The following is an 18,751-nucleotide window of genomic DNA, read 5'->3' as shown; positions in this document are numbered from 1 at the left end:
AATTGCCTGGCGTCAGTCATTCATGCCACGGGTTATTTCTGGTCTGGCAGTGCCCAGGCAATAATATAATCACCCAGTTTGGTGCCAAACGAGCCATGCCCGCCAGCGGCTATCAGTACATACTGCTTACCGTTGACTTCATATGTCATCGGTGTTGCCTGGCCGCCTGCTGGCAAACGCGCTTCCCAGAGTTTTTTCCCGTTACTCATGTTGTAAGCACGCAGGTAGTTATCTGCGGTTGCACCAATAAACAGAACATTACCCGCTGTTGAAATTGGTGCTCCCAGCATTGGCATACCCATCCGGAAAGGTAACGGTACAGGTGAGCTGTCGCGTACGGTACCAATACGTTTTTTCCACACAACTTTGTTGGTCTTCAGATCCAGGGCAGAAATATAGCCCCAGGCGGGTTGTTTACAGGGGAAACCTAACGGCGACAAGAAAGCGTTCAGTGTTACGCCATAAGGTACACCGTATTGGGGCTGAATACCGGATTCAGTACCTGAACCTTTCGCATCTTTCGGCGGTTCCATTGGGTTACCTGGACCACGTGGAACCAGACGGGAGACGAAAGGCAGCGCCATTGGGTTAGCAATCGCTACCTGGCGCTGTGGATCAATGGAGATACCACCCCATTCAAACATGCCAAGGTTACCCGGGAAGACCAGAGTACCTTGCTCTGATGGCGGAGTGAAAATGCCATCATAGCGCAGGCGGTGGAACATCACGCGGCAAATTAATTGGTCATACATTGTCGCGCCCCACATATCCGCACCCGTCAATTTTTTGGCCGGGCGGAACGTCAGGTCAGAGAACGGCTGAGTGGGTGAAACATGGTCACCTTTAGCTGCACCCTGGGGAACCGGTTTTTCCGGTGCAGGCACAATAGGTTTACCTGTGCGGCGGTCGAGCACAAAGATATTACCGGTTTTCGCCGGGGCATAAATTGCCGGAATGGTATTCCCATTTTTATCTTTGATATCAGCCAGAGTCGGCTGGGCAGGCATGTCCATATCCCACAGGTCGTGGTGAACAGTTTGATATGACCAGACAAGCTTACCGGTAGACGCATTCAGCGCAACAATGCTGCTGGCGTAACGCTCTTGCTCCGGTGTACGGTTACCACCCCAAATATCAGGCGTGGTGACCCCCATCGGCAAATAGACCAGGTCCAGTTTGGCATCGTAAGATGCAGGTGCCCAGGAGTTAGGTGAATTCAGCGTAAAGTGATGTTCATCCGCCGGAATAGCGTTGGGGTCTTTGGCGCCTGGGTCAAACGCCCAGACCAGTTTCCCAGTATTTACGTCAAAACCACGAATGACACCAGACGGTTCACGGGTTGAGAAGTTGTCGGTTACCGCCCCCGCAATCACAATCACTTTATCAGTAACTACTGGAGGCGAAGTGGGTTCGTACATACCCGGTGTGGTAACCGGCATGTTGGTTTGCAGGTTCAGCACACCTTTGTTGGCGAAGGTTTCGCACAACTTACCGGTGTCTGCATTCAGGGCAAATAACCGCCCGTCATTCACAGGCAAAAGGATCCGATGTGGGCAGTCGGCAACAACATCTGCTGGTGCGTTCTCCGGGGTTGCCTCATGGTAAGACACACCACGACAGGTCACATGCTGGAATGACGGGTCAGTTTTCAAGTGTGGGTCAAACGACCATTTTTCTTTCCCGGTTGCGGCATCCAGTGCAAACAGGCGTTGATGGGGAGTACACAGATAAAGCGTGTCGCGAATTTTAATTGGGGTGACTTCATCAGTAATTTCTACCGGGTCACTGGCCGTCTTCAGATCACCAGTTCGAAAACGCCAGGCTTCTTTTAACTGATTAACGTTTTTGTCGTTAATTTGTTTTAGCGGGGAGTAACGCTGCCCCTCTTGAGTACGCCCGTAAGCCGGCCAGTCCCCATCTGCCACGGTGCTGGTTTGTTCTGTGGTCGAAGCAGTGTCGTTACTCAGCGTACCATTGATTTCTTGTGGGTCATTAAAAATTGCCCATCCAAGGATAATTCCACTTACCACCAGGCTGATGCCTAAAGTGGGAATGGCCAGCGACGAAGGTGTGGCAAGGCGACGCCAGATAAAGGGCAAAATCAACCAAATACCGAAGAACACCAGAATATCGCAGCGTGGTGTCAGTGCCCAGAAATCGAAACCGACTTCCCAGACAGACCATATCATGGTGCAAAGTAAGAATGCCCCGTACAACACAAGGGCTGAGCGCTTGCCACGCCATACCAGTGCTGCGGTGAGCAACATTACGATACCCGCAATCGGGTAGTACCAGGAGCCGCCGATGGCGACGAGCCAAATCCCGCCAATCAATAAATACAGCCCTGTTACTAATGCAAACAAGGCTGTAATGATCACAAGCCAGCGTGACTGTATAGCTTTTTTATTCACAAACATAAACACTCTTTTAATGATTAATATGCATTTAATTATAGTCATTAACAAATGTGATGTGTATCACAAAATTTGCTTTTCCATCCGGCAGAGCGTTGAACACCGTTTGCTGTTATACTTGCCGGGCAAATTCATGATGCTGGCTAATAAGTGACCAGTGTTTGATGATTTATATTTAAATCATATGGTTATAGAAATGAAACATACTGTTGAAGTGATGATTCCGACGGCGGAAATCAAGGCGCGTGTTGAGGCGTTAGGGCGTCAGATCACTGAGCATTACCGCGACCGGGGTAATGAAATGGTGCTGGTTGGGTTGCTGCGTGGGTCATTTATGTTTATGGCGGATTTATGCCGTGAGATTCATGTCCCGCATGAGGTTGATTTTATGACTGCCTCCAGTTATGGCAGCGGAATGTCCAGTACACGTGATGTCAAAATTCTCAAAGACCTGGATGAAGATATCCGCGGTAAAGATATTTTGATTGTTGAGGACATTATTGACTCTGGCAATACTCTCAGCAAAGTGCGCGAAATTTTAAGCCTGCGCGAACCGAAGTCTCTGGCTATTTGTACTTTGCTGGACAAACCATCTCGCCGTGAAGTGAATGTAAATGTTGAGTATGTAGGCTTTTCTATTCCGGATGAGTTTGTGGTGGGTTACGGCATTGATTATGCGCAAAATTACCGCCATCTACCTTACATCGGTAAAGTTACACTGTTGGATGAGTGATGCTCCACGGAGCTGGCCACAGATTTAGCACAAATAGAAAAGGGGCGAATGGTGCCCCTTTTGCTATTATTTGTGGCTCTGATGTGTGAGCTTCAAGTTAGAAATACCGTTACGGTATTGCTGCTCAAGGACAGAACGGCTGGTGGCGGAAACGTCCAGATCTCGCAGTAAGCCGTCATGGATACCGTAGACCCAGCCATGAAGGGCGACTTTTTGCCCGCGTTTCCAGGCTGACTGCATAATGGTTGAGTGGCCCAGGTTATAGACTTGTTCCATTACATTCAGTTCGCACAATGTATCCATACGGCGCTCCTGCGGGAGTTCTCCCAACAGTGTGCTGTGTTTAAACCAGATATCACGAATGTGCAGTAACCAGTTATCTATTAACCCCAACTCCGGGTTTTCAACAGCAGCCTGAACGCCCCCACAGCCATAGTGGCCACAAATAATAATGTGTTCGACTTCCAGCACATCGACTGCGTACTGGACAACAGAGAGGCAGTTCAAATCAGTATGAATGACCAGATTTGCAACATTGCGATGCACAAATATTTCCCCGGGCTCCAGCCCGGTCAGGCGTTCAGCAGGAACGCGGCTGTCGGAGCAACCTATCCATAGAAAGCGCGGCTTTTGAGACAGTGCCAGTTGTTCAAAAAAACCAGGTTCTTCTTCTTTTAATAACCTGGACCAGACACGGTTATTGCTGATGAGTGTTTCAATATCTTTCATGGAGGTTTCTGACCTGTCAACAGATAGACGCATTGGACTACAATAAGCAATTCGATTTTATGTTAAACCACACAGACAGTGTAATAATCAAGGTAATTGGTAACCTATGACGTATGCACTTGAGTTAGAACAACTCAAAAAAATCTACCCGGGTGGTGTTCAGGCACTGCGTGGAATTGATTTAACCGTAGAAGCCGGTGATTTTTATGCGCTACTCGGGCCGAATGGCGCGGGTAAATCAACAACTATTGGTATTATCAGCTCCCTCGTAAATAAAACATCAGGCCAGGTGCGGGTTTTTGGTTATGACCTGGATCGGGACATTGTGAACGCAAAACGCCAATTGGGCCTGGTGCCGCAAGAATTTAACTTCAATCCCTTTGAAACTGTCCAGCAAATTGTGGTTAACCAGGCAGGGTATTATGGGGTTGAACGCCACGAAGCCATCAGGCGCAGTGAGAAATATCTCAACCAATTGGATCTGTGGGAAAAACGCAACGAGCGCGCAAGAATGCTATCTGGCGGGATGAAACGGCGCCTGATGATTGCCCGAGCTTTGATGCATGAGCCGCGTTTGCTGATTCTGGATGAGCCGACTGCTGGCGTAGATATTGAATTACGTCGCTCTATGTGGGGGTTCCTGAAAGATCTTAACGATCAGGGAACAACCATTATCCTGACCACGCACTACCTTGAAGAAGCTGAAATGCTGTGTCGCAATATCGGCATTATTCAGAGCGGCGAGTTGGTAGAAAATACTTCGATGAAAGCGCTACTCTCTAAGCTGAAGTCTGAGACATTCCTGCTGGATCTAGCTCCTAAAAGTCCGTTGCCTGTGCTGGATGGTTATAACTACCGTCTGGTAGACACGTCGACCCTTGAAGTTGAAATTTTGCGTGAACAAGGAATAAACAGCGTATTCAGCCAATTAAGTAAACAAGGTGTTCAGGTTTTGAGTATGCGTAACAAGGCAAACCGCCTGGAAGAGCTGTTTGTTACGCTGGTGCATGAGAAGAAAGGAGGCAGGGAATGATGCAACTGTACTGGGTTGCGCTGAAAAGTATCTGGACTAAAGAGATCCATCGTTTTATGCGTATTTGGGTTCAGACACTGGTGCCACCTGTTATCACCATGACGCTCTATTTTATTATTTTCGGTAACCTGATTGGTTCGCGTATTGGTGAAATGCATGGGTTCACTTACATGCAGTTTATTGTGCCCGGGTTGATTATGATGTCGGTAATCACCAACTCCTACGCGAATGTGGCCTCATCATTTTTCAGTGCCAAATTTCAGCGTAATATTGAGGAGTTACTCGTTGCACCGGTACCGACTCATGTCGTAATTGCCGGGTTTATTGGTGGTGGCGTGGCGCGTGGTTTGTGTGTTGGGGTGTTGGTAACGGCTGTGTCGTTATTCTTTGTTCCTTTCCAGGTGCATTCATGGCTGTTTGTTGCCCTGACGTTACTACTGACGACTATTCTGTTTTCACTTGCAGGTTTGCTGAACGCCATTTTCGCCAAAACCTTTGATGATATCAGCCTGATACCAACATTTGTGCTGACACCTTTGACCTATTTGGGCGGGGTATTTTATTCCCTTACCTTATTACCGCCGTTCTGGCGTGCGCTGTCTCATTTGAACCCTATTGTTTATATGATAAGTGGCTTCCGCTTTGGGTTCCTGGGGATTGCGGATGTCTCATTGAGTTTTACAGTGGCAGTATTAGTCGGCTTTATTGCCGTATTTTATGCCTTGTGCTGGTTTTTAATTCAGCGTGGGCGTGGTCTTCGTAGTTAATGTCACTCGTTTCCCGGCAGTATTCTGCCGGGAATACCGCCATTGTTGATAAACGTCACAACATCATTATTCCCTTCTGGCACACTGGTATGGTACTTCAGGAGGATTGATGATGCTGGGTTGGGTAATTGCCTGCCACAATAATATGGCACTGGATATTCGCGATGCGCTCGAGGCGCAGGCGGGGGTATTGCCGCAATGTTGCACGGTCAATTTTTGGCCTGAAATGAGCAATAATATGTTAAGCCGCGCAATGTGTGATGCACTGCATTATACCGATAGCGGAGATGGCGTTATTTTTTTAACGGATATTCCAGCGGCACCACCTTACCGAGCAGCTGCGTTATTAAGCCATAAGCACCCTGAATGTGAAGTGATATGTGGCATTTCTCTGTTGCTACTACAAGCCATGTTGCCTGCCAGGGAGAATCTGAGCAGTGAGCAATTTCGTCAGCAAATCGTGGAGTTGGGCGGGGAGAGTGTCACCAGCTTATGGCACCAGCAGCAGAAGAACCCACCCTTTGTTCTTATTAAGCCGGTTGCCCGCCAGTAGCGTTTTTACAGAAGCGGGCTGGCTTCCTGCCAGCCCAGGGAGCGAGAATCAGGCAACCTGAACAGGTACGGCTTTCGCCTTGCGTTTCATTTCATTCTCACCATCAAAATAGGCAACTTTCGGATGCCAGTCACGGGCCTGTTCATCAGGCACATCAACATAATTGGCAATAATGAGTATGTCGCCAACATCCGCACAGTGTGCAGCTGCACCGTTTACGGAAATGATTTTTGAACCGCGTTCACCTGCAATCGCGTAGGTAGAAAAACGTTTCCCGTTGGTGACGTTATAGATATCAATGGCTTCGTACTCAAGAATCCCGGCAGCCTCAAGGAAATTTTTGTCGATGGCGCAGGACCCTTCGTAATGTAAGTCTGCCAGAGTCACTTTGACACGATGGAGTTTGCCTTGCAGCATTTTGCGAATCATAGTTTAAACCTTTGTGGCATGGACTGACGGTGTGCTTTCACACACCAGAACCAGGGCAGTATTGCCCGTTTTCTATACACTGTCTAGCTGGCCAGTGAGACGACCATATTATCAATCAGGCGCGCCTGGCCGAGCCATGCAGCCATCAGGATAACGGCAGCTTTGCTTTGCTCATTCAGCGCTTCAAGCGAAGTGGCATCGCGGATTTGCAGGTCATCACTACGCAAACCTTTCTCATTCAATTCTGTGGCAGCCAGTGCCAGAATTTCATCCAGGTCTCGCTCTCCCTGCCGTAGCTTCTCTGCAACAGTGGTCATTACCTGGTAAAGCCCCGGCGCAAGTTTACGCTGCTCTGAGGTGAGATAACCATTGCGTGAACTGAGTGCCAGACCATCTTTAGCCCGCACAATTGGCACACCAACAATGTCTGTGCCATAGCCCATGTCCGCAACCATTTTGCGAATCAGAGCCAGCTGTTGGTAGTCTTTTTCACCAAAGCAGGCAACATCGGGTTGAACCAGGTTTAATAACTTGCTGACAATGGTCGCCACACCGCGAAAGTGGCCGGGACGACTTGCCCCTTCCAGCATAGTGGACAGGCCAGGAACGTCGACATAAGTCTGTGTTTCCATCCCTTGGGGATAGATTTCGGACGGAGCTGGCGCAAAGACCAAATCCACATGGCGGCGGTTAAGCTTTTCGCAATCTTCCTGTAGCGTGCGCGGATAACGCGCCAGGTCATCTACCCGGTCAAATTGCATCGGATTAACAAAAACTGAAACAACAACAATATCGGCATGGCGACGGGCTTCATCAACCAGTGTCATATGGCCATCGTGCAGGTTGCCCATGGTGGGAACCAACGCAATGCGCTTACCTGCCTGCCGCCATTCACGAATGTGTTGGCGCAGGACGTTGAGCGATTCAACAATTAACACAATGTACTCCCGTTACTGAAAACTATGTTCTTCACCCGGATAAATGCCGGTTTCTACTTCGTGGACATAAGCCCGAACGGCTGCACGGATGTTACCTGCTTCACTAAGAAAATCTTTGGCAAATTTAGGTATATGGCCACCCGTTATTCCAAATGCATCGTGCATAACAAGAATTTGCCCATCAGTGACATTCCCCGCACCAATGCCGATAACCGGAATAGATAATGCTTGTGTGATGCGCTCTGCCAAAGCAACTGGCACACATTCCAGTACCAGCATTTGTGCACCTGCGGCCTCAAGGGCCCTGGCATCCTCAAGTAAGGTTGTTGCGGCAGCGGCATCGCGGCCCTGAACTTTATAACCACCGAAGATATTGACTGACTGTGGTGTCAGCCCCAGATGGCCACAAACAGGTACAGCACGCTCGGTGAGCATACGAACGGTGTCAACAAGCCAGCTTCCCCCTTCGATTTTTACCATATTGGCTCCGGCACGCATAACGGTTGCCGCATTCTCGAAGGCTTGTTCCGGCGTGGCATACGCCATAAAAGGTAAATCAGCCAGTAGCAGGCATTCTGGTGCACCACGGCGTACAGCCGTTGTGTGATAGCTAATGTCTGCAACTGTTACAGGCAAAGTGGAATCGTGCCCCTGAACGGTCATCCCCAGAGAGTCGCCGACCAGCATTACCCGAATCCCTTCGTCAAAAAAGAGTTTTGCAAAGCTAAAATCGTAAGCAGTGATAGTCGCAAATTTCTTTTTTTGGTCTTTTAGCTGGCGCAGGTGAGTCATGGTGGTTGGTTTCATGGTTACCCCGTCGCGTCATAGGAAAAAAATAGGACAGGGCATTCTAGAAGAATGTCGTGGCAGGTGTTAGTTATTTTGCGCAGAATCCAGTTGACGGCTGTCTGGAAAAACAGCGCTTAAGTAACTGAAATGATCCAGCTCGAAAAAAACGCTTACCAGCGCTGTGGGGGTGCGTCTTTCAGGCTAGACAAGCAGTCACGCAGGCTTTGCCCATCAGGGAAGGTTAAATCAGGTGCAAGCTGGAATAAAGGCCAGAGCATGAACATACGGTGCTTCATATCATAATGCGGTATGGTCAGGCGATCATTCTCAATGGTGTCATTGCCATACAGCATGATATCCAGATCCAGGGTGCGTGGCCCCCAGCGTTCTGCTTTACGTACCCGGCCTTGTTGGCGTTCAATTTCCTGAGTGTTATTCAGCAACTCAAGAGGCGAGAGAGTTGTATCCAGCGCTACTGCGGCATTTAGATAATCAGGTTGATCCTGCGGGCCAAGGGGCGGGGTACGAAAAAAAGGTGAGACAGCAACTACCTTGCTTTCAGGTAGTTGTTTTAATGCACCAATGGCAGATTCGACCTGATTCAGTGGTGAGGCCAGGTTGCTGCCAATGGCAATATAAACGCGGGTCATGAATTGCCTTCACGTTTCGGTGCCCGACGGCGGGGACGGTGACGGCGGCGGCGAGCCGGGCTGTCATCACCTAACTGGTTCAGCATATCTTTTTGTGCCGGAGGTGTTGCTGCCTGGAACTCACCCCACCATTGCGTAAGGCGCTGCAATTCAGGGTTACGTTCTGCTTCAGCACGCATTTCCAGCAAATCATATGCGGCACGGAATTTCGGGTGTTCCATCAATTTCCATGCTCGTTTACCCTGGCGACGTGACAGACGTAATTGTAATTGCCAGATATCGCGAATAATAGTGGTTATTCTTTTAGGAATAGCCAGTGAACGGCAGGCTTCATCCAGCACATCGTTCATTGCCAGTGAGAAAGCATCAAACCAAGTCAAACCACCTTCGTGAGCGATTTTTTGCGCCATTTCCTGTTGGGGGTACCAATAAACCGCTGCAAATAAAAATGCCGGGTTCACGCGCAGATCATTTTGCAAACGAGAATCGGTATTTTTGAGTACACGGGTGATAATCCGCTCCATTGGGCTATCACCTTGTTCGGTGAAATAGCGCGCAATAGCTGGGAACAGGGGCTGAAAAAGTTGGTATTGACAGAGTAACTGATAAGTCCGGTACCCATAACCCGCTTGTAACATTTTCAGCGATTCTTCAAACAGGCGTGCAGGAGGAACATCATTAATCAGAGAGGCGAGACGCGGAATTGGCTCGGCTGTTTCCGGGCTGATTGTCATATTCAGCTTGGCGGCAAAACGAACTGCACGCAGCATGCGCACCGGGTCTTCACGGTAACGTGTTTCCGGATCGCCAATCAGGCGAATAATGCCTTCCTGTAAATCTTGCAGGCCGCCGACATAATCCCGAATAGTAAAGTCAGCCGCATTGTAATAGAGGCTGTTAATCGTAAAGTCGCGCCGTTGAGCGTCTTCTTCAATTGACCCGAAGATGTTATCCCGCAGCAGCATCCCGTTCTGACCCAGCTGGGAAGTGGTTCTGTCACTGTCATGTAATTCGTGATGACCACGGAAAGTAGCAACCTCGATAATTTCCGGGCCGAACATAACATGAGCCAGACGAAACCGACGCCCGACCAGGCGACAATTACGGAACAACTTACGTACCTGTTCCGGCGTGGCGCTTGTTGTGACATCAAAATCTTTTGGGCGAGCGCCGAGTAGTAAATCTCGGACACCACCGCCTACCAGCAGCGCTTCATAGCCTGCTTTATTCAGCCGGTAAAGTACCTTGAGGGCATTTTCACTGATATCTTTGCGGGAGATCGTATGCTGTTCTCGCGGGATAATAGTTATCTTCGGCTGCATAAGCACCTCAGGAGTTTCTGACTCCTCGCGGTTTAGCACCTTACGGCAAAAATTAGCGACTCGGGTAAAAATGTTGCACCTCTGTGTATCGTGGTCGGGATAAAACAGCGGCTAATCATAGCTCAGTGTTCATCATTTGAGAATGCCGGATTCGTGCTGACCGTTGCTGGAACACGACTTAATTGCCAGTTTTTTACTGCAAAAGCCAACAACTCCCCGGTATTCAGGTCTTGCCAGCCTGGTGGAATGGGTTGGTTAAGAAATGCTAAAGCCCTCACAAGAACTGGTCTCGGGTCGCCTTGTGGCAAGGCGGGAGCATGGTTTTGCTTGGATAATTTATCCCCATGGGAATTACAGGCAAGGGGCAAATGAATATAGCCTGGCTCATCCCAACCAAAATAACGGTATAACGCGATTTGGCGCACTGTCGGCTCTATCAGGTCGGCACCACGCACGATTTCCGTGACACCCTGAAAATGGTCATCAACCACGACAGCCAAATTGTAGGCGAACAGCCCATCACGGCGGTGAATGATAAAATCTTCTCGAGCCATTCCATCACTGGCATAGAGAACGCCACGCAATTTGTCGTGGAAATGGGTAACCGGGTGGGTTTGCCGTAAGCGAATAGCAGCATGCTCACCACTATGGTTTTTATCCCGGCACCAGCCTGGGTAAAAACCGCCCCCGGCTTGAATCTGGCTGCGAGTGCAAGTGCAAAAGTAGCTCATGTTCTGGCTTGCCAGCCATTGTAAAGCATCGCGATATGCCTGGTGGCGTTGTGACTGCCATAATATTTCGCCATCCCAGTGGAGCTCATAATGTTCGAGTTGGCGCAAAATAGTGTCGGCGGCTCCTGCGACTTCGCGTGGTGGGTCGATATCTTCGATACGCACAAGCCAGACCCCCTGGCAGGAACGAGCCTGTAAGTAACTGCCCAGAGCAGCTATCAGGGAGCCGAAATGTAACTCGCCAGAAGGTGAGGGAGCGAAACGCCCAATATAACTGTTTGCAGACATGATTCAGCGTGGAAAGTTGCTTCGGCGGGAAGACCCGCCGAAGAAAAGGAGATTTACCGCGGGCGGGTTAACCAGCCATCTGTTTTTCGCGGATTTCTGCCAGTGTTTTGCAGTCAATGCATAAGTCAGCGGTTGGACGAGCTTCCAGACGACGGATGCCAATTTCAACACCGCAAGATTCACAGTAGCCGAAATCTTCGTCTTCCACTTTCTTAAGCGTTTTTTCGATTTTTTTGATCAGCTTACGTTCACGGTCACGGTTACGCAGTTCGAGGCTGAATTCTTCTTCCTGGGCCGCACGATCAACCGGATCAGGAAAGTTTGCTGCCTCATCCCGCATGTGTGTTACGGTACGGTCTACTTCATCCCTGAGCTGATTACGCCATGCTTCAAGAATGCGCCTGAAGTGCGCTAATTGGGCGTCGTTCATATACTCTTCGCCCGGTTTTTCTTGATATGGTTCCACCCCAGCGATGGCGAGAATACTCAGGGACGATGTTTTACGGTTTTGCCCTTCTTGCATGTTGCTTCTCCTTAACACGCACTATCGATCCCCTGTCGGGGGAAAATCAGGTCGCTATAAATAACAGAAGCTTTTCCGGATAGCAATTATATAAACACACCTCTTGACAACCCTGTGAGGAAAAGCGTATTCACGCGCGCAGCATTTATCCAACAACATACTGACACGAAACAATCTGTTAGACCACAACATTGAGCGGGCGGTTCAGTACCATTTTTTCAGGGCTGATTGAGGCCCCCCAGGCATAAACCTCTACGCCGCTGTGCAGTGCTTTTTTGAGCAACTGCGCATAGGCTGCATCAATGTGGATGGCGGGCGAAACACAGGTAATGGCTGTGTGTAACGCCGCAAACAGTAATACCGCGCGTTCCCCCTGTTCCGCAATTGCTATCAGTTCACGCAAATGCTTTTGACCACGGGTCGTCACTGCATCAGGAAAATAGCCCTGACCCTCGTCCGAGAGCGTGACAGACTTAACTTCAATATAGCAGTTAACCTGTTTACATGCCTGTAACATAAAATCGCACCGGCTGTTTTCGTGCCCATATTTTACTTCACGTTTAACATTTTCATAGCCAGCTAAGGCCGGAATACGCTCGGCCCGCAAGGCTTCTTCTGTGAGTTGATTGGCACGCTGTGTGTTAACACAGATGACATCCCCACGGTGAGTTTCTGTCAGTTCCCAGGTACAGGCATACTTCCTTTTCGGGTTATTTGAGGTGGAATACCAGACTTTGTCGCCCGGGCTGCCACACCCGGTCATTGCACCGGTATTGGGGCAATGCAGTGTCAGGGCTTCTCCTTGCTCAGTAATAACATCAGCCAGAAAACGTTTATAGCGGCGCACCAGGGTGGCGGAATGTAATACAGGGGAAAAATCCATTAACTCTCCGGTTTCTCAAGAGGAAATTCAGCCAGTGGGGTATAGCGTGTTCGGCCCCGGGTGAATTGCGACTCGTAGAGGGCAAAATTGCTGACGGTGAAAGACCAGCTAAAACCTGGTGCCGGAAGCCGGGCATCGCGTGCTGCATTTCTCCATAACGTAATATGAGGATGGAAAGGTTGCGGGCTTTGGTGGCACCCATTTCGAGCGGCTTGTGCTCGTAGCATGTCGGCCAGAGAAAGTAACCCTCTTGCCGGGCTACGAGTTCCCAGCCAAATCACCTGTGATCGTACCCATAACCCAGCATCGTCCAGAGTCAGAGAAAAAGTACGTTGGCGAATTCTGCGGGCCAGTTGCATCAATACTTGTTGTTTCTCCGGAGTAACATCACCAAGAAATGCCAGCGTCAGATGAAGGTTTGCCGCCGCGACTGGCCGCCCGGTTGTTTCAGGAAAGTGCGTTGCGCGCCAGTTGATAATTTCCTGTTGCAGAGCGGTTGGCAAGGCTATAGCAAAAAAGAGCCGTTTGGTTTCAGGCATAGTCGTCTGTTGGTGTGGTAAAGGTTTCGGGCCGTGCATAATCACAGCTTACAGCCTACAATGCTGCTCTTTTTATGTTAACCCACTGGAGTGCTCTGTGTCGTTATTACCTGTTGCGGAAGTTGTGGAAGAGCTGGTTTGTGCGTTAAGCACGGCACCACAGGTTTTGCTGAATGCGCCCACTGGTGCGGGTAAATCGACATGGTTACCGCTGCAATTACTGGCGCACTTTCGTGATAAAGGGCGGATTATCTTGCTGGAGCCCCGCCGCTTGGCTGCGCGTAATGTTGCGCAGCGCCTTGCTGAGTTGCTGGGGGAGGAGCCTGGGGAAACCGTTGGTTACCGTATGCGAGCACAAACCTGTGTTGGCCCACGTACAGTGCTTGAAGTCGTAACCGAAGGGATCCTTACGCGCATGATTCAACAGGATCCTGAGCTGAATGGAGTGGCGCTGGTGATCCTGGATGAATTCCACGAGCGCAGTTTACAGGCCGATATGGCTCTGGCTTTATTGCTGGATGTACAAATGGGGTTACGTGACGATCTGCGGTTACTAATTATGTCGGCAACCCTTGATAACGAACGTCTGAGCGCCTGTTTACCTGATGCTCCGGTGGTGGTTTCACGTGGGCGTGCGTTTCCTGTCGAACGCCGTTACCAGGCGCTGGCAAGCCATATCCCGTTTGATGTGGCGGTAGCGCGTTCTGTAAGCCAGTTATTACGCGAAGAGATGGGGTCGCTGTTATTGTTCTTGCCCGGAGTGGGCGAAATTCAGCGTGTGCAGGAGGCGTTGTCATCCCTTATTAGTGATGACGTGGTGCTCTGCCCGCTGTATGGCGCATTGCCACTTGTTGAACAACGCAAAGCGATTCTGCCCGCCGGGGATGGCTTAAGAAAAGTGGTGTTGGCAACCAATATTGCTGAAACCAGCCTGACCATTGAAGGTATACGGCTGGTTGTGGATAGCACTCTGGAACGTGCTGCACAGTTTGATATCCGTAGCGGATTAACACGCCTGGCGACACAGCGGATTAGCCAGGCATCTATGACACAACGCGCTGGTCGTGCCGGGCGGCTTGAACCTGGAATCTGTGTCCATTTGGTAGGTAAAGAGCAGGCAGAGCGTGCGCCACTGCAAAGCGATCCTGATATTTTACATAGCGATATGAGCAGTCTGCTATTGGAGCTTGCGCAATGGGGTTGCCAGGATGTCACAGCACTGACATGGCTGGATACACCTCCTCAGGCAGCAGTAAAAGCGGCGCAGTCCTTGTTACAACAGTTGGGCGTTATGGATGCTCAATGGCGGCTCACGGAGTTGGGTCGCCGGGTTGCTGCATATGGTATTGAGCCCCGTGCAGGTGTGATGCTGGCTAATGCCCGTAATGCCGATGAGCGGGCCACGGCAGCAAAACTGGCCGCCATCATAGAAGAGCCCCCAAGAGGCAGTGACGGAGATTTGAACTCCCTACTGTTTCGCAATATGCCACAGTGGCAACAACGTGCCAGGCAACTGTTACAACGCACCCAAGTAAAAGAAAAAACCGGGGAAGTGAATAGCCAGTGCGCAATCCGGTTATTAACACTGGCTTATGCTGACCGTATCGCCCGGCGCCGGGGGCAGAGTGGGCGCTATCAACTGGCGAATGGTATGGGGGCCATGCTTAATCAGGATAATGCACTTCACCGCTATGACTGGTTGGTTGCCGTGAGTTTATTGCAAGGCAACCAGTCACCCGATGCCCGTATTTTGCTTGCGTTACCGCTGGATATTGACGTTTTACAGGCCGAAATGGGGCACTTGGTTGCTGTGCGCGACAGTGTGGAATGGCATGAAGAACAGGGAACATTGCGCGCTATTCGCCGTTGGCAAATTGGTGAGTTGGTGGTGAAGAGCCAACCACTAGCGAAACCTTCTCAAGCGGATATGGCTCAGGCCATTTTGAACGGCATACGTGATAAAGGCTTGTCTGTCCTGAACTGGACGGAAGCATCACAACAAATGCGGGTGCGCATTGCCTGTGCGGCGAACTGGTTACCTGAGTACAACTGGCCTTGTGTGGATGATGGCGCATTATTGGCAAATATCGACACCTGGCTGGCACCTGAAATTCAACAGGTTAGTTCTCGTCAGGCTTTGCTGAATGTGGATTTAGTTAAAGCTCTTTGCAATTTACTGGACTGGTCATTACGCCAACGTCTGGATAGTGAGCTACCAACTCATTACACTGTGCCCACCGGGAGTCGGGTTGCCATTCGTTATTTTAGTGATAAACCCCCTGTACTCTCGGTAAGAATGCAGGAAATGTACGGCGAGGCCGTGACTCCGTGTATTGCACAGAACCGTGTTCCGCTTACACTGGAACTGCTTTCACCGGCAATGCGCCCGCTGCAGGTAACCAGTGATCTGAGCGGGTTTTGGCAAGGGGCGTATCGGGAGGTTCAAAAAGAGATGAAAGGGCGTTATCCCAAACATGTCTGGCCGGACTCACCCGCGACAACCGCACCGACCCGCAGGACGAAAAAGTACCAGCCGCCAGTCTGAATCAGGCGGTAATCTGTTTTTTTGAGAGATTTCTTGTTTCAGAATTGGCGCAAGCAATGAGAATCAAACGCCTGCGCCTGGCGTTTTTTGGAGAAAAAGCATGGCGGGGAATGACCGCGAACCAATCGGACGTAAACCCAAATCTGGCCGTCCTTCAAAACCGAAAGCAAGCCGTCGCGGGCATCGTGATGATGATTACGATGACGAGTACGACGATTACGACGATGAGTATGAGGACGAAGACGAGGAGCCCATGCCGAGTAAACGGAAAGGAAAGAAAAAGAGCCCACCAGGTAAAAAACGCTGGTTGCTGTGGCTACTGGTAAAACTGTTCATTATTTTTGCAGTGATTGTCGCTGCATATGGGGTTTACCTCGACCAGAAAATCCGCAGCCGTATTGACGGGCAGGTTTGGCAATTACCGGCAGCCGTTTATGGCCGTATGGTAAACCTGGAACCGGATATGCCTACCAGCAAAAAAGAGATGATCAATTTGCTGGAAGCAACGCAGTACCGCCAGGTGACGCGGATGACGCGTCCAGGTGAGTTTACCGTCCAGGCGAACAGTATTGAGATGATCCGCCGTCCATTTGATTTCCCGGATGGCAAAGAAGGCCAGGTTCGAGCGCGCCTGGTGTTTGATGGTGACCACCTTGATTCCATCCAGAACATGGACAATGGCCGCAGCTTTGGCCTGTTACGCCTCGACCCACGTCTGATAACCATGCTTTCTTCGCCCAATGGTGAAGAACGCTTGTTTGTGAAACGTTCGGGTTTCCCTGACTTGCTGGTAGACACGCTGATTGCCACTGAAGACCGGCATTTCTATGAGCACGATGGAATAAGCTTGTACTCCATTGGCCGTGCATTTATCGCAAATATCACCGCAGGGCGCGCAGTTCAGGGTGGGAGTACTCTGACCCAGCAGTTGGTCAAGAACCTCTTTTTATCCAATGAGCGTTCTTTGTGGCGTAAGGCCAATGAAGCCTATATGGCGCTAATTATGGACGCCCGCTACAGCAAAGACCGTATTCTTGAACTCTACCTGAATGAAGTCTACCTGGGGCAGAGTGGCAATAATGAGATTCGTGGTTTCCCGCTTGCCAGCCTGTATTACTTTGGCCGTCCGGTAGAAGAGCTGAGCCTGGATCAACAGGCGTTGCTGGTTGGTATGGTGAAAGGGGCGTCATTGTATAACCCGTGGAGCCGGCCAAAACTGGCACTGGAGCGGCGTAATATCGTATTGCGCTTGTTGCAGGAACAGAAGGTGATTGACCAGGATCTCTATGACACGCTAAGTGCGCGCCCGTTAGGTGTGCAGCCACGTGGCGGCGTGATTTCACCACAGCCTGCGTTTATGCAACTGGTTAAACAGGAATTGCAGCAGAAACTTGGCGATAAAATCAAAGATCTTTCCGGGGTAAAAATCTTCACAACGTTTGACCCGGTTTCCCAGGATGCGGCAGAAAAAGCAGTGACTGAAGGGATCCCGCAATTACGTAAACAGCGTAAATTGAGCGATCTGGAAACGGCAATGGTTGTTGTTGACCGCTTTACCGGGGAAGTTCGGGCGATTGTCGGTGGGGCTAATCCTCAGTTTGCCGGGTATAACCGTGCGCTGCAGGCTCGTCGCTCCATTGGTTCTTTGGCAAAACCGGCAACCTACCTGACAGCACTGAGCCAGCCTAACCAGTATCGTCTGAATACCTGGATTGCTGATGCGCCCATTACGTTGCGCTTGTCCAATGGTCAAACCTGGTCACCACAAAACGATGATAAGCGTTTCAGTGGGCAGGTGATGCTGGTCGATGCCCTGACGCATTCCATGAACGTGCCTACGGTTAACCTGGGTATGACGTTGGGCTTGTCCTCTATTGTTGATACCTGGCAAAAACTGGGGGTTTCTAAAGATCAACTGACGCCAGTACCTGCAATGTTGCTGGGTGCATTGAACCTTACCCCGATTGAAGTGGCTCAGGCATTCCAGACTATTGCCAGTGGCGGAAACCGGGCAAAATTATCGGTCTTGCGTTCAGTGATTGGCGAAGATGGTACCGTGCTGTACCAGAGCTTCCCGCAGGCGGAACGGGCAGTGCCTGCTCAGGCTGCTTACCTGACGCTTTACACCATGCAACAGGTGGTGAACCGTGGTACCGGTCATGCACTGAGTGTGAAGTTCCCGAAACTGCATTTGGCCGGGAAAACCGGGACCACGAACAATCTGGTAGATAGCTGGTTTGCGGGGATTGATGGCCGTGAAGTCGTCATTACCTGGCTTGGGCGCGATAATAACCAGCCAACACGTTTTTATGGTTCGAGTGGGGCAATGACCCTGTATCAGCGCTATCTCTCTAACGAGTCACCAATGCCGTTGGACCTGGTACCACCGGAAGACATTGTTGATATGAGCGTGGATGATATGGGGCAGTTCCAGTGTAACGGTGGTGGTGTTCGCACATTACCCGTTTGGACCACAGATCCATCGGTGTTGTGCCAGCAGTCTCAACCTATGTCTCAACAACCTTCCGAGACTGATGGGCAGCAAGGTCAACCGTCCCAGCAACCACAGCAACAACCTCAGCAGCAAGAGAAAAGTGATGGTGTTGCTGGCTGGATAAAAGAGATGTTTGGTAGTAATTAACAAACCGCCATAGCCCCTGAGCAAAGGCGTACCGTTTCCCTCAAAACCCTTGGGAGAAGCGGGCGCTGTCAGGGGCTTTTTCTTGCCTGTTCCACGGAATGCAATATGTTTTCCGGCCCGAGGGAAATTTCCGACAATACGTAAACCCACCTCTCAGGCTTGCTTCACATAGCCCAGTTCGCATATTATTCATCGATTATAATAATTATTCTCGTTTACGTTCCTGTTATCTCCTGTCTGGGCG

General features: G+C 50.2%; 17 protein-coding genes. 6 read left to right on the top strand and 11 right to left on the bottom strand.

What is annotated here, in order from left to right; translation table 11 throughout:
* Positions 1-32 precede the first annotated feature (32 nt).
* Positions 33-2,417, bottom strand: coding sequence for a glucose/quinate/shikimate family membrane-bound PQQ-dependent dehydrogenase (locus LC084_RS14230; protein WP_226571862.1), 2,385 nt, complete (start codon positions 2,415-2,417; stop codon positions 33-35).
* Positions 2,418-2,610: 193 nt separating this feature from the next.
* Here LC084_RS14230 and hpt point away from each other — a divergent pair, with 193 nt between their 5' ends.
* On the top strand, positions 2,611-3,147 hold the full coding sequence (gene hpt / locus LC084_RS14225) for a hypoxanthine phosphoribosyltransferase (protein WP_226571861.1): 537 nt from the start codon (positions 2,611-2,613) through the stop codon (positions 3,145-3,147).
* Positions 3,148-3,213: 66 nt separating this feature from the next.
* Here the strand turns inward: hpt and can are convergent, their stop codons facing one another.
* Complete coding sequence (can, locus tag LC084_RS14220; protein ID WP_036106097.1) at positions 3,214-3,876, bottom strand: carbonate dehydratase; 663 nt, start codon at positions 3,874-3,876, stop codon at positions 3,214-3,216.
* Between the two features lie 106 nt (positions 3,877-3,982).
* On the opposite strand from can, the gene LC084_RS14215 reads away from it, so the two are divergent.
* The 3 genes from LC084_RS14215 to LC084_RS14205 all read left to right on the top strand — a co-directional run bounded on the left by LC084_RS14215 (position 3,983) and on the right by LC084_RS14205 (position 6,229).
* The gene (locus LC084_RS14215; protein WP_226571860.1) at positions 3,983-4,909 is read left to right on the top strand and encodes an ABC transporter ATP-binding protein; all 927 of its coding nucleotides are present in this window, start codon (positions 3,983-3,985) and stop codon (positions 4,907-4,909) included.
* Positions 4,906-5,676 (top strand): ABC transporter permease, encoded by a 771-nt coding sequence (locus LC084_RS14210; RefSeq protein WP_226571859.1) that lies wholly within the window; start codon positions 4,906-4,908, stop codon positions 5,674-5,676. The genes LC084_RS14215 and LC084_RS14210 overlap by 4 nt, the downstream gene beginning before the upstream one ends.
* A 112-nt stretch (positions 5,677-5,788) precedes the next feature.
* The gene (locus LC084_RS14205) at positions 5,789-6,229 is read left to right on the top strand and encodes a PTS sugar transporter subunit IIA domain-containing protein (protein WP_226572116.1); all 441 of its coding nucleotides are present in this window, start codon (positions 5,789-5,791) and stop codon (positions 6,227-6,229) included.
* Positions 6,230-6,277: 48 nt separating this feature from the next.
* Here the strand turns inward: LC084_RS14205 and panD are convergent, their stop codons facing one another.
* The 9 genes from panD to thpR form a co-directional block, all read right to left on the bottom strand.
* The gene (gene panD, locus LC084_RS14200) at positions 6,278-6,658 is read right to left on the bottom strand and encodes an aspartate 1-decarboxylase (RefSeq protein ID WP_226571858.1); all 381 of its coding nucleotides are present in this window, start codon (positions 6,656-6,658) and stop codon (positions 6,278-6,280) included.
* Between the two features lie 83 nt (positions 6,659-6,741).
* On the bottom strand, positions 6,742-7,596 hold the full coding sequence (panC, locus tag LC084_RS14195) for a pantoate--beta-alanine ligase (RefSeq protein WP_226571857.1): 855 nt from the start codon (positions 7,594-7,596) through the stop codon (positions 6,742-6,744).
* Positions 7,597-7,608: 12 nt separating this feature from the next.
* Positions 7,609-8,403, bottom strand: a complete 795-nt coding sequence (gene panB / locus LC084_RS14190; RefSeq protein WP_226571856.1) for a 3-methyl-2-oxobutanoate hydroxymethyltransferase — start codon at positions 8,401-8,403, stop codon at positions 7,609-7,611.
* A gap of 152 nt (positions 8,404-8,555) precedes the next feature.
* The gene (folK, locus tag LC084_RS14185) at positions 8,556-9,035 is read right to left on the bottom strand and encodes a 2-amino-4-hydroxy-6-hydroxymethyldihydropteridine diphosphokinase (RefSeq protein ID WP_226571855.1); all 480 of its coding nucleotides are present in this window, start codon (positions 9,033-9,035) and stop codon (positions 8,556-8,558) included.
* Positions 9,032-10,429, bottom strand: coding sequence for a polynucleotide adenylyltransferase PcnB (gene pcnB, locus LC084_RS14180; RefSeq protein ID WP_226572115.1), 1,398 nt, complete (start codon positions 10,427-10,429; stop codon positions 9,032-9,034). Before pcnB ends, folK begins: the two co-directional genes overlap by 4 nt.
* A gap of 50 nt (positions 10,430-10,479) precedes the next feature.
* Positions 10,480-11,376: a tRNA glutamyl-Q(34) synthetase GluQRS gene (gluQRS, locus tag LC084_RS14175; RefSeq protein ID WP_226571854.1), complete on the bottom strand. Its 897-nt coding sequence runs from the start codon at positions 11,374-11,376 to the stop codon at positions 10,480-10,482.
* 67 nt (positions 11,377-11,443) lie between these two features.
* Entirely contained in the window at positions 11,444-11,899 is a 456-nt protein-coding gene (gene dksA / locus LC084_RS14170; RefSeq protein ID WP_226571853.1) for an RNA polymerase-binding protein DksA, read from the bottom strand.
* A gap of 178 nt (positions 11,900-12,077) precedes the next feature.
* Positions 12,078-12,782 (bottom strand): DNA/RNA nuclease SfsA, encoded by a 705-nt coding sequence (sfsA, locus tag LC084_RS14165; protein ID WP_226571852.1) that lies wholly within the window; start codon positions 12,780-12,782, stop codon positions 12,078-12,080.
* A complete protein-coding gene (thpR, locus tag LC084_RS14160; protein ID WP_226572114.1) occupies positions 12,782-13,321 on the bottom strand; it encodes an RNA 2',3'-cyclic phosphodiesterase in 540 nt (179 codons plus the stop codon). Before thpR ends, sfsA begins: the two co-directional genes overlap by 1 nt.
* A 97-nt stretch (positions 13,322-13,418) precedes the next feature.
* On the opposite strand from thpR, the gene hrpB reads away from it, so the two are divergent.
* The gene (gene hrpB / locus LC084_RS14155; RefSeq protein WP_226571851.1) at positions 13,419-15,866 is read left to right on the top strand and encodes an ATP-dependent helicase HrpB; all 2,448 of its coding nucleotides are present in this window, start codon (positions 13,419-13,421) and stop codon (positions 15,864-15,866) included.
* A gap of 100 nt (positions 15,867-15,966) precedes the next feature.
* The gene (mrcB, locus tag LC084_RS14150; protein WP_226571850.1) at positions 15,967-18,507 is read left to right on the top strand and encodes a bifunctional glycosyl transferase/transpeptidase; all 2,541 of its coding nucleotides are present in this window, start codon (positions 15,967-15,969) and stop codon (positions 18,505-18,507) included.
* The last annotated feature ends 244 nt before the right edge of the window (positions 18,508-18,751 follow it).

The sequence above is a fragment of the Mangrovibacter yixingensis genome (assembly GCF_020523985.1).
GTDB classification, from domain to species: Bacteria; Pseudomonadota; Gammaproteobacteria; order Enterobacterales; family Enterobacteriaceae; genus Mangrovibacter; species Mangrovibacter yixingensis.
This window is presented reverse-complemented; position numbering and strand designations above follow the sequence as displayed.

Coding starts and splice junctions, on each gene's coding strand:
- LC084_RS14230 (WP_226571862.1), bottom strand. CDS start 2,417: ATGTTTGTGAATAAAAAAGCTATACAGTCACGCTGGCTTGTGATCATT.
- hpt (WP_226571861.1), top strand. CDS start 2,611: ATGAAACATACTGTTGAAGTGATGATTCCGACGGCGGAAATCAAGGCG.
- can (WP_036106097.1), bottom strand. CDS start 3,876: ATGAAAGATATTGAAACACTCATCAGCAATAACCGTGTCTGGTCCAGG.
- LC084_RS14215 (WP_226571860.1), top strand. CDS start 3,983: ATGACGTATGCACTTGAGTTAGAACAACTCAAAAAAATCTACCCGGGT.
- LC084_RS14210 (WP_226571859.1), top strand. CDS start 4,906: ATGATGCAACTGTACTGGGTTGCGCTGAAAAGTATCTGGACTAAAGAG.
- LC084_RS14205 (WP_226572116.1), top strand. CDS start 5,789: ATGCTGGGTTGGGTAATTGCCTGCCACAATAATATGGCACTGGATATT.
- panD (WP_226571858.1), bottom strand. CDS start 6,658: ATGATTCGCAAAATGCTGCAAGGCAAACTCCATCGTGTCAAAGTGACT.
- panB (WP_226571856.1), bottom strand. CDS start 8,403: ATGAAACCAACCACCATGACTCACCTGCGCCAGCTAAAAGACCAAAAA.
- folK (WP_226571855.1), bottom strand. CDS start 9,035: ATGACCCGCGTTTATATTGCCATTGGCAGCAACCTGGCCTCACCACTG.
- gluQRS (WP_226571854.1), bottom strand. CDS start 11,376: ATGTCTGCAAACAGTTATATTGGGCGTTTCGCTCCCTCACCTTCTGGC.
- dksA (WP_226571853.1), bottom strand. CDS start 11,899: ATGCAAGAAGGGCAAAACCGTAAAACATCGTCCCTGAGTATTCTCGCC.
- sfsA (WP_226571852.1), bottom strand. CDS start 12,782: ATGGATTTTTCCCCTGTATTACATTCCGCCACCCTGGTGCGCCGCTAT.
- thpR (WP_226572114.1), bottom strand. CDS start 13,321: ATGCCTGAAACCAAACGGCTCTTTTTTGCTATAGCCTTGCCAACCGCT.
- mrcB (WP_226571850.1), top strand. CDS start 15,967: ATGGCGGGGAATGACCGCGAACCAATCGGACGTAAACCCAAATCTGGC.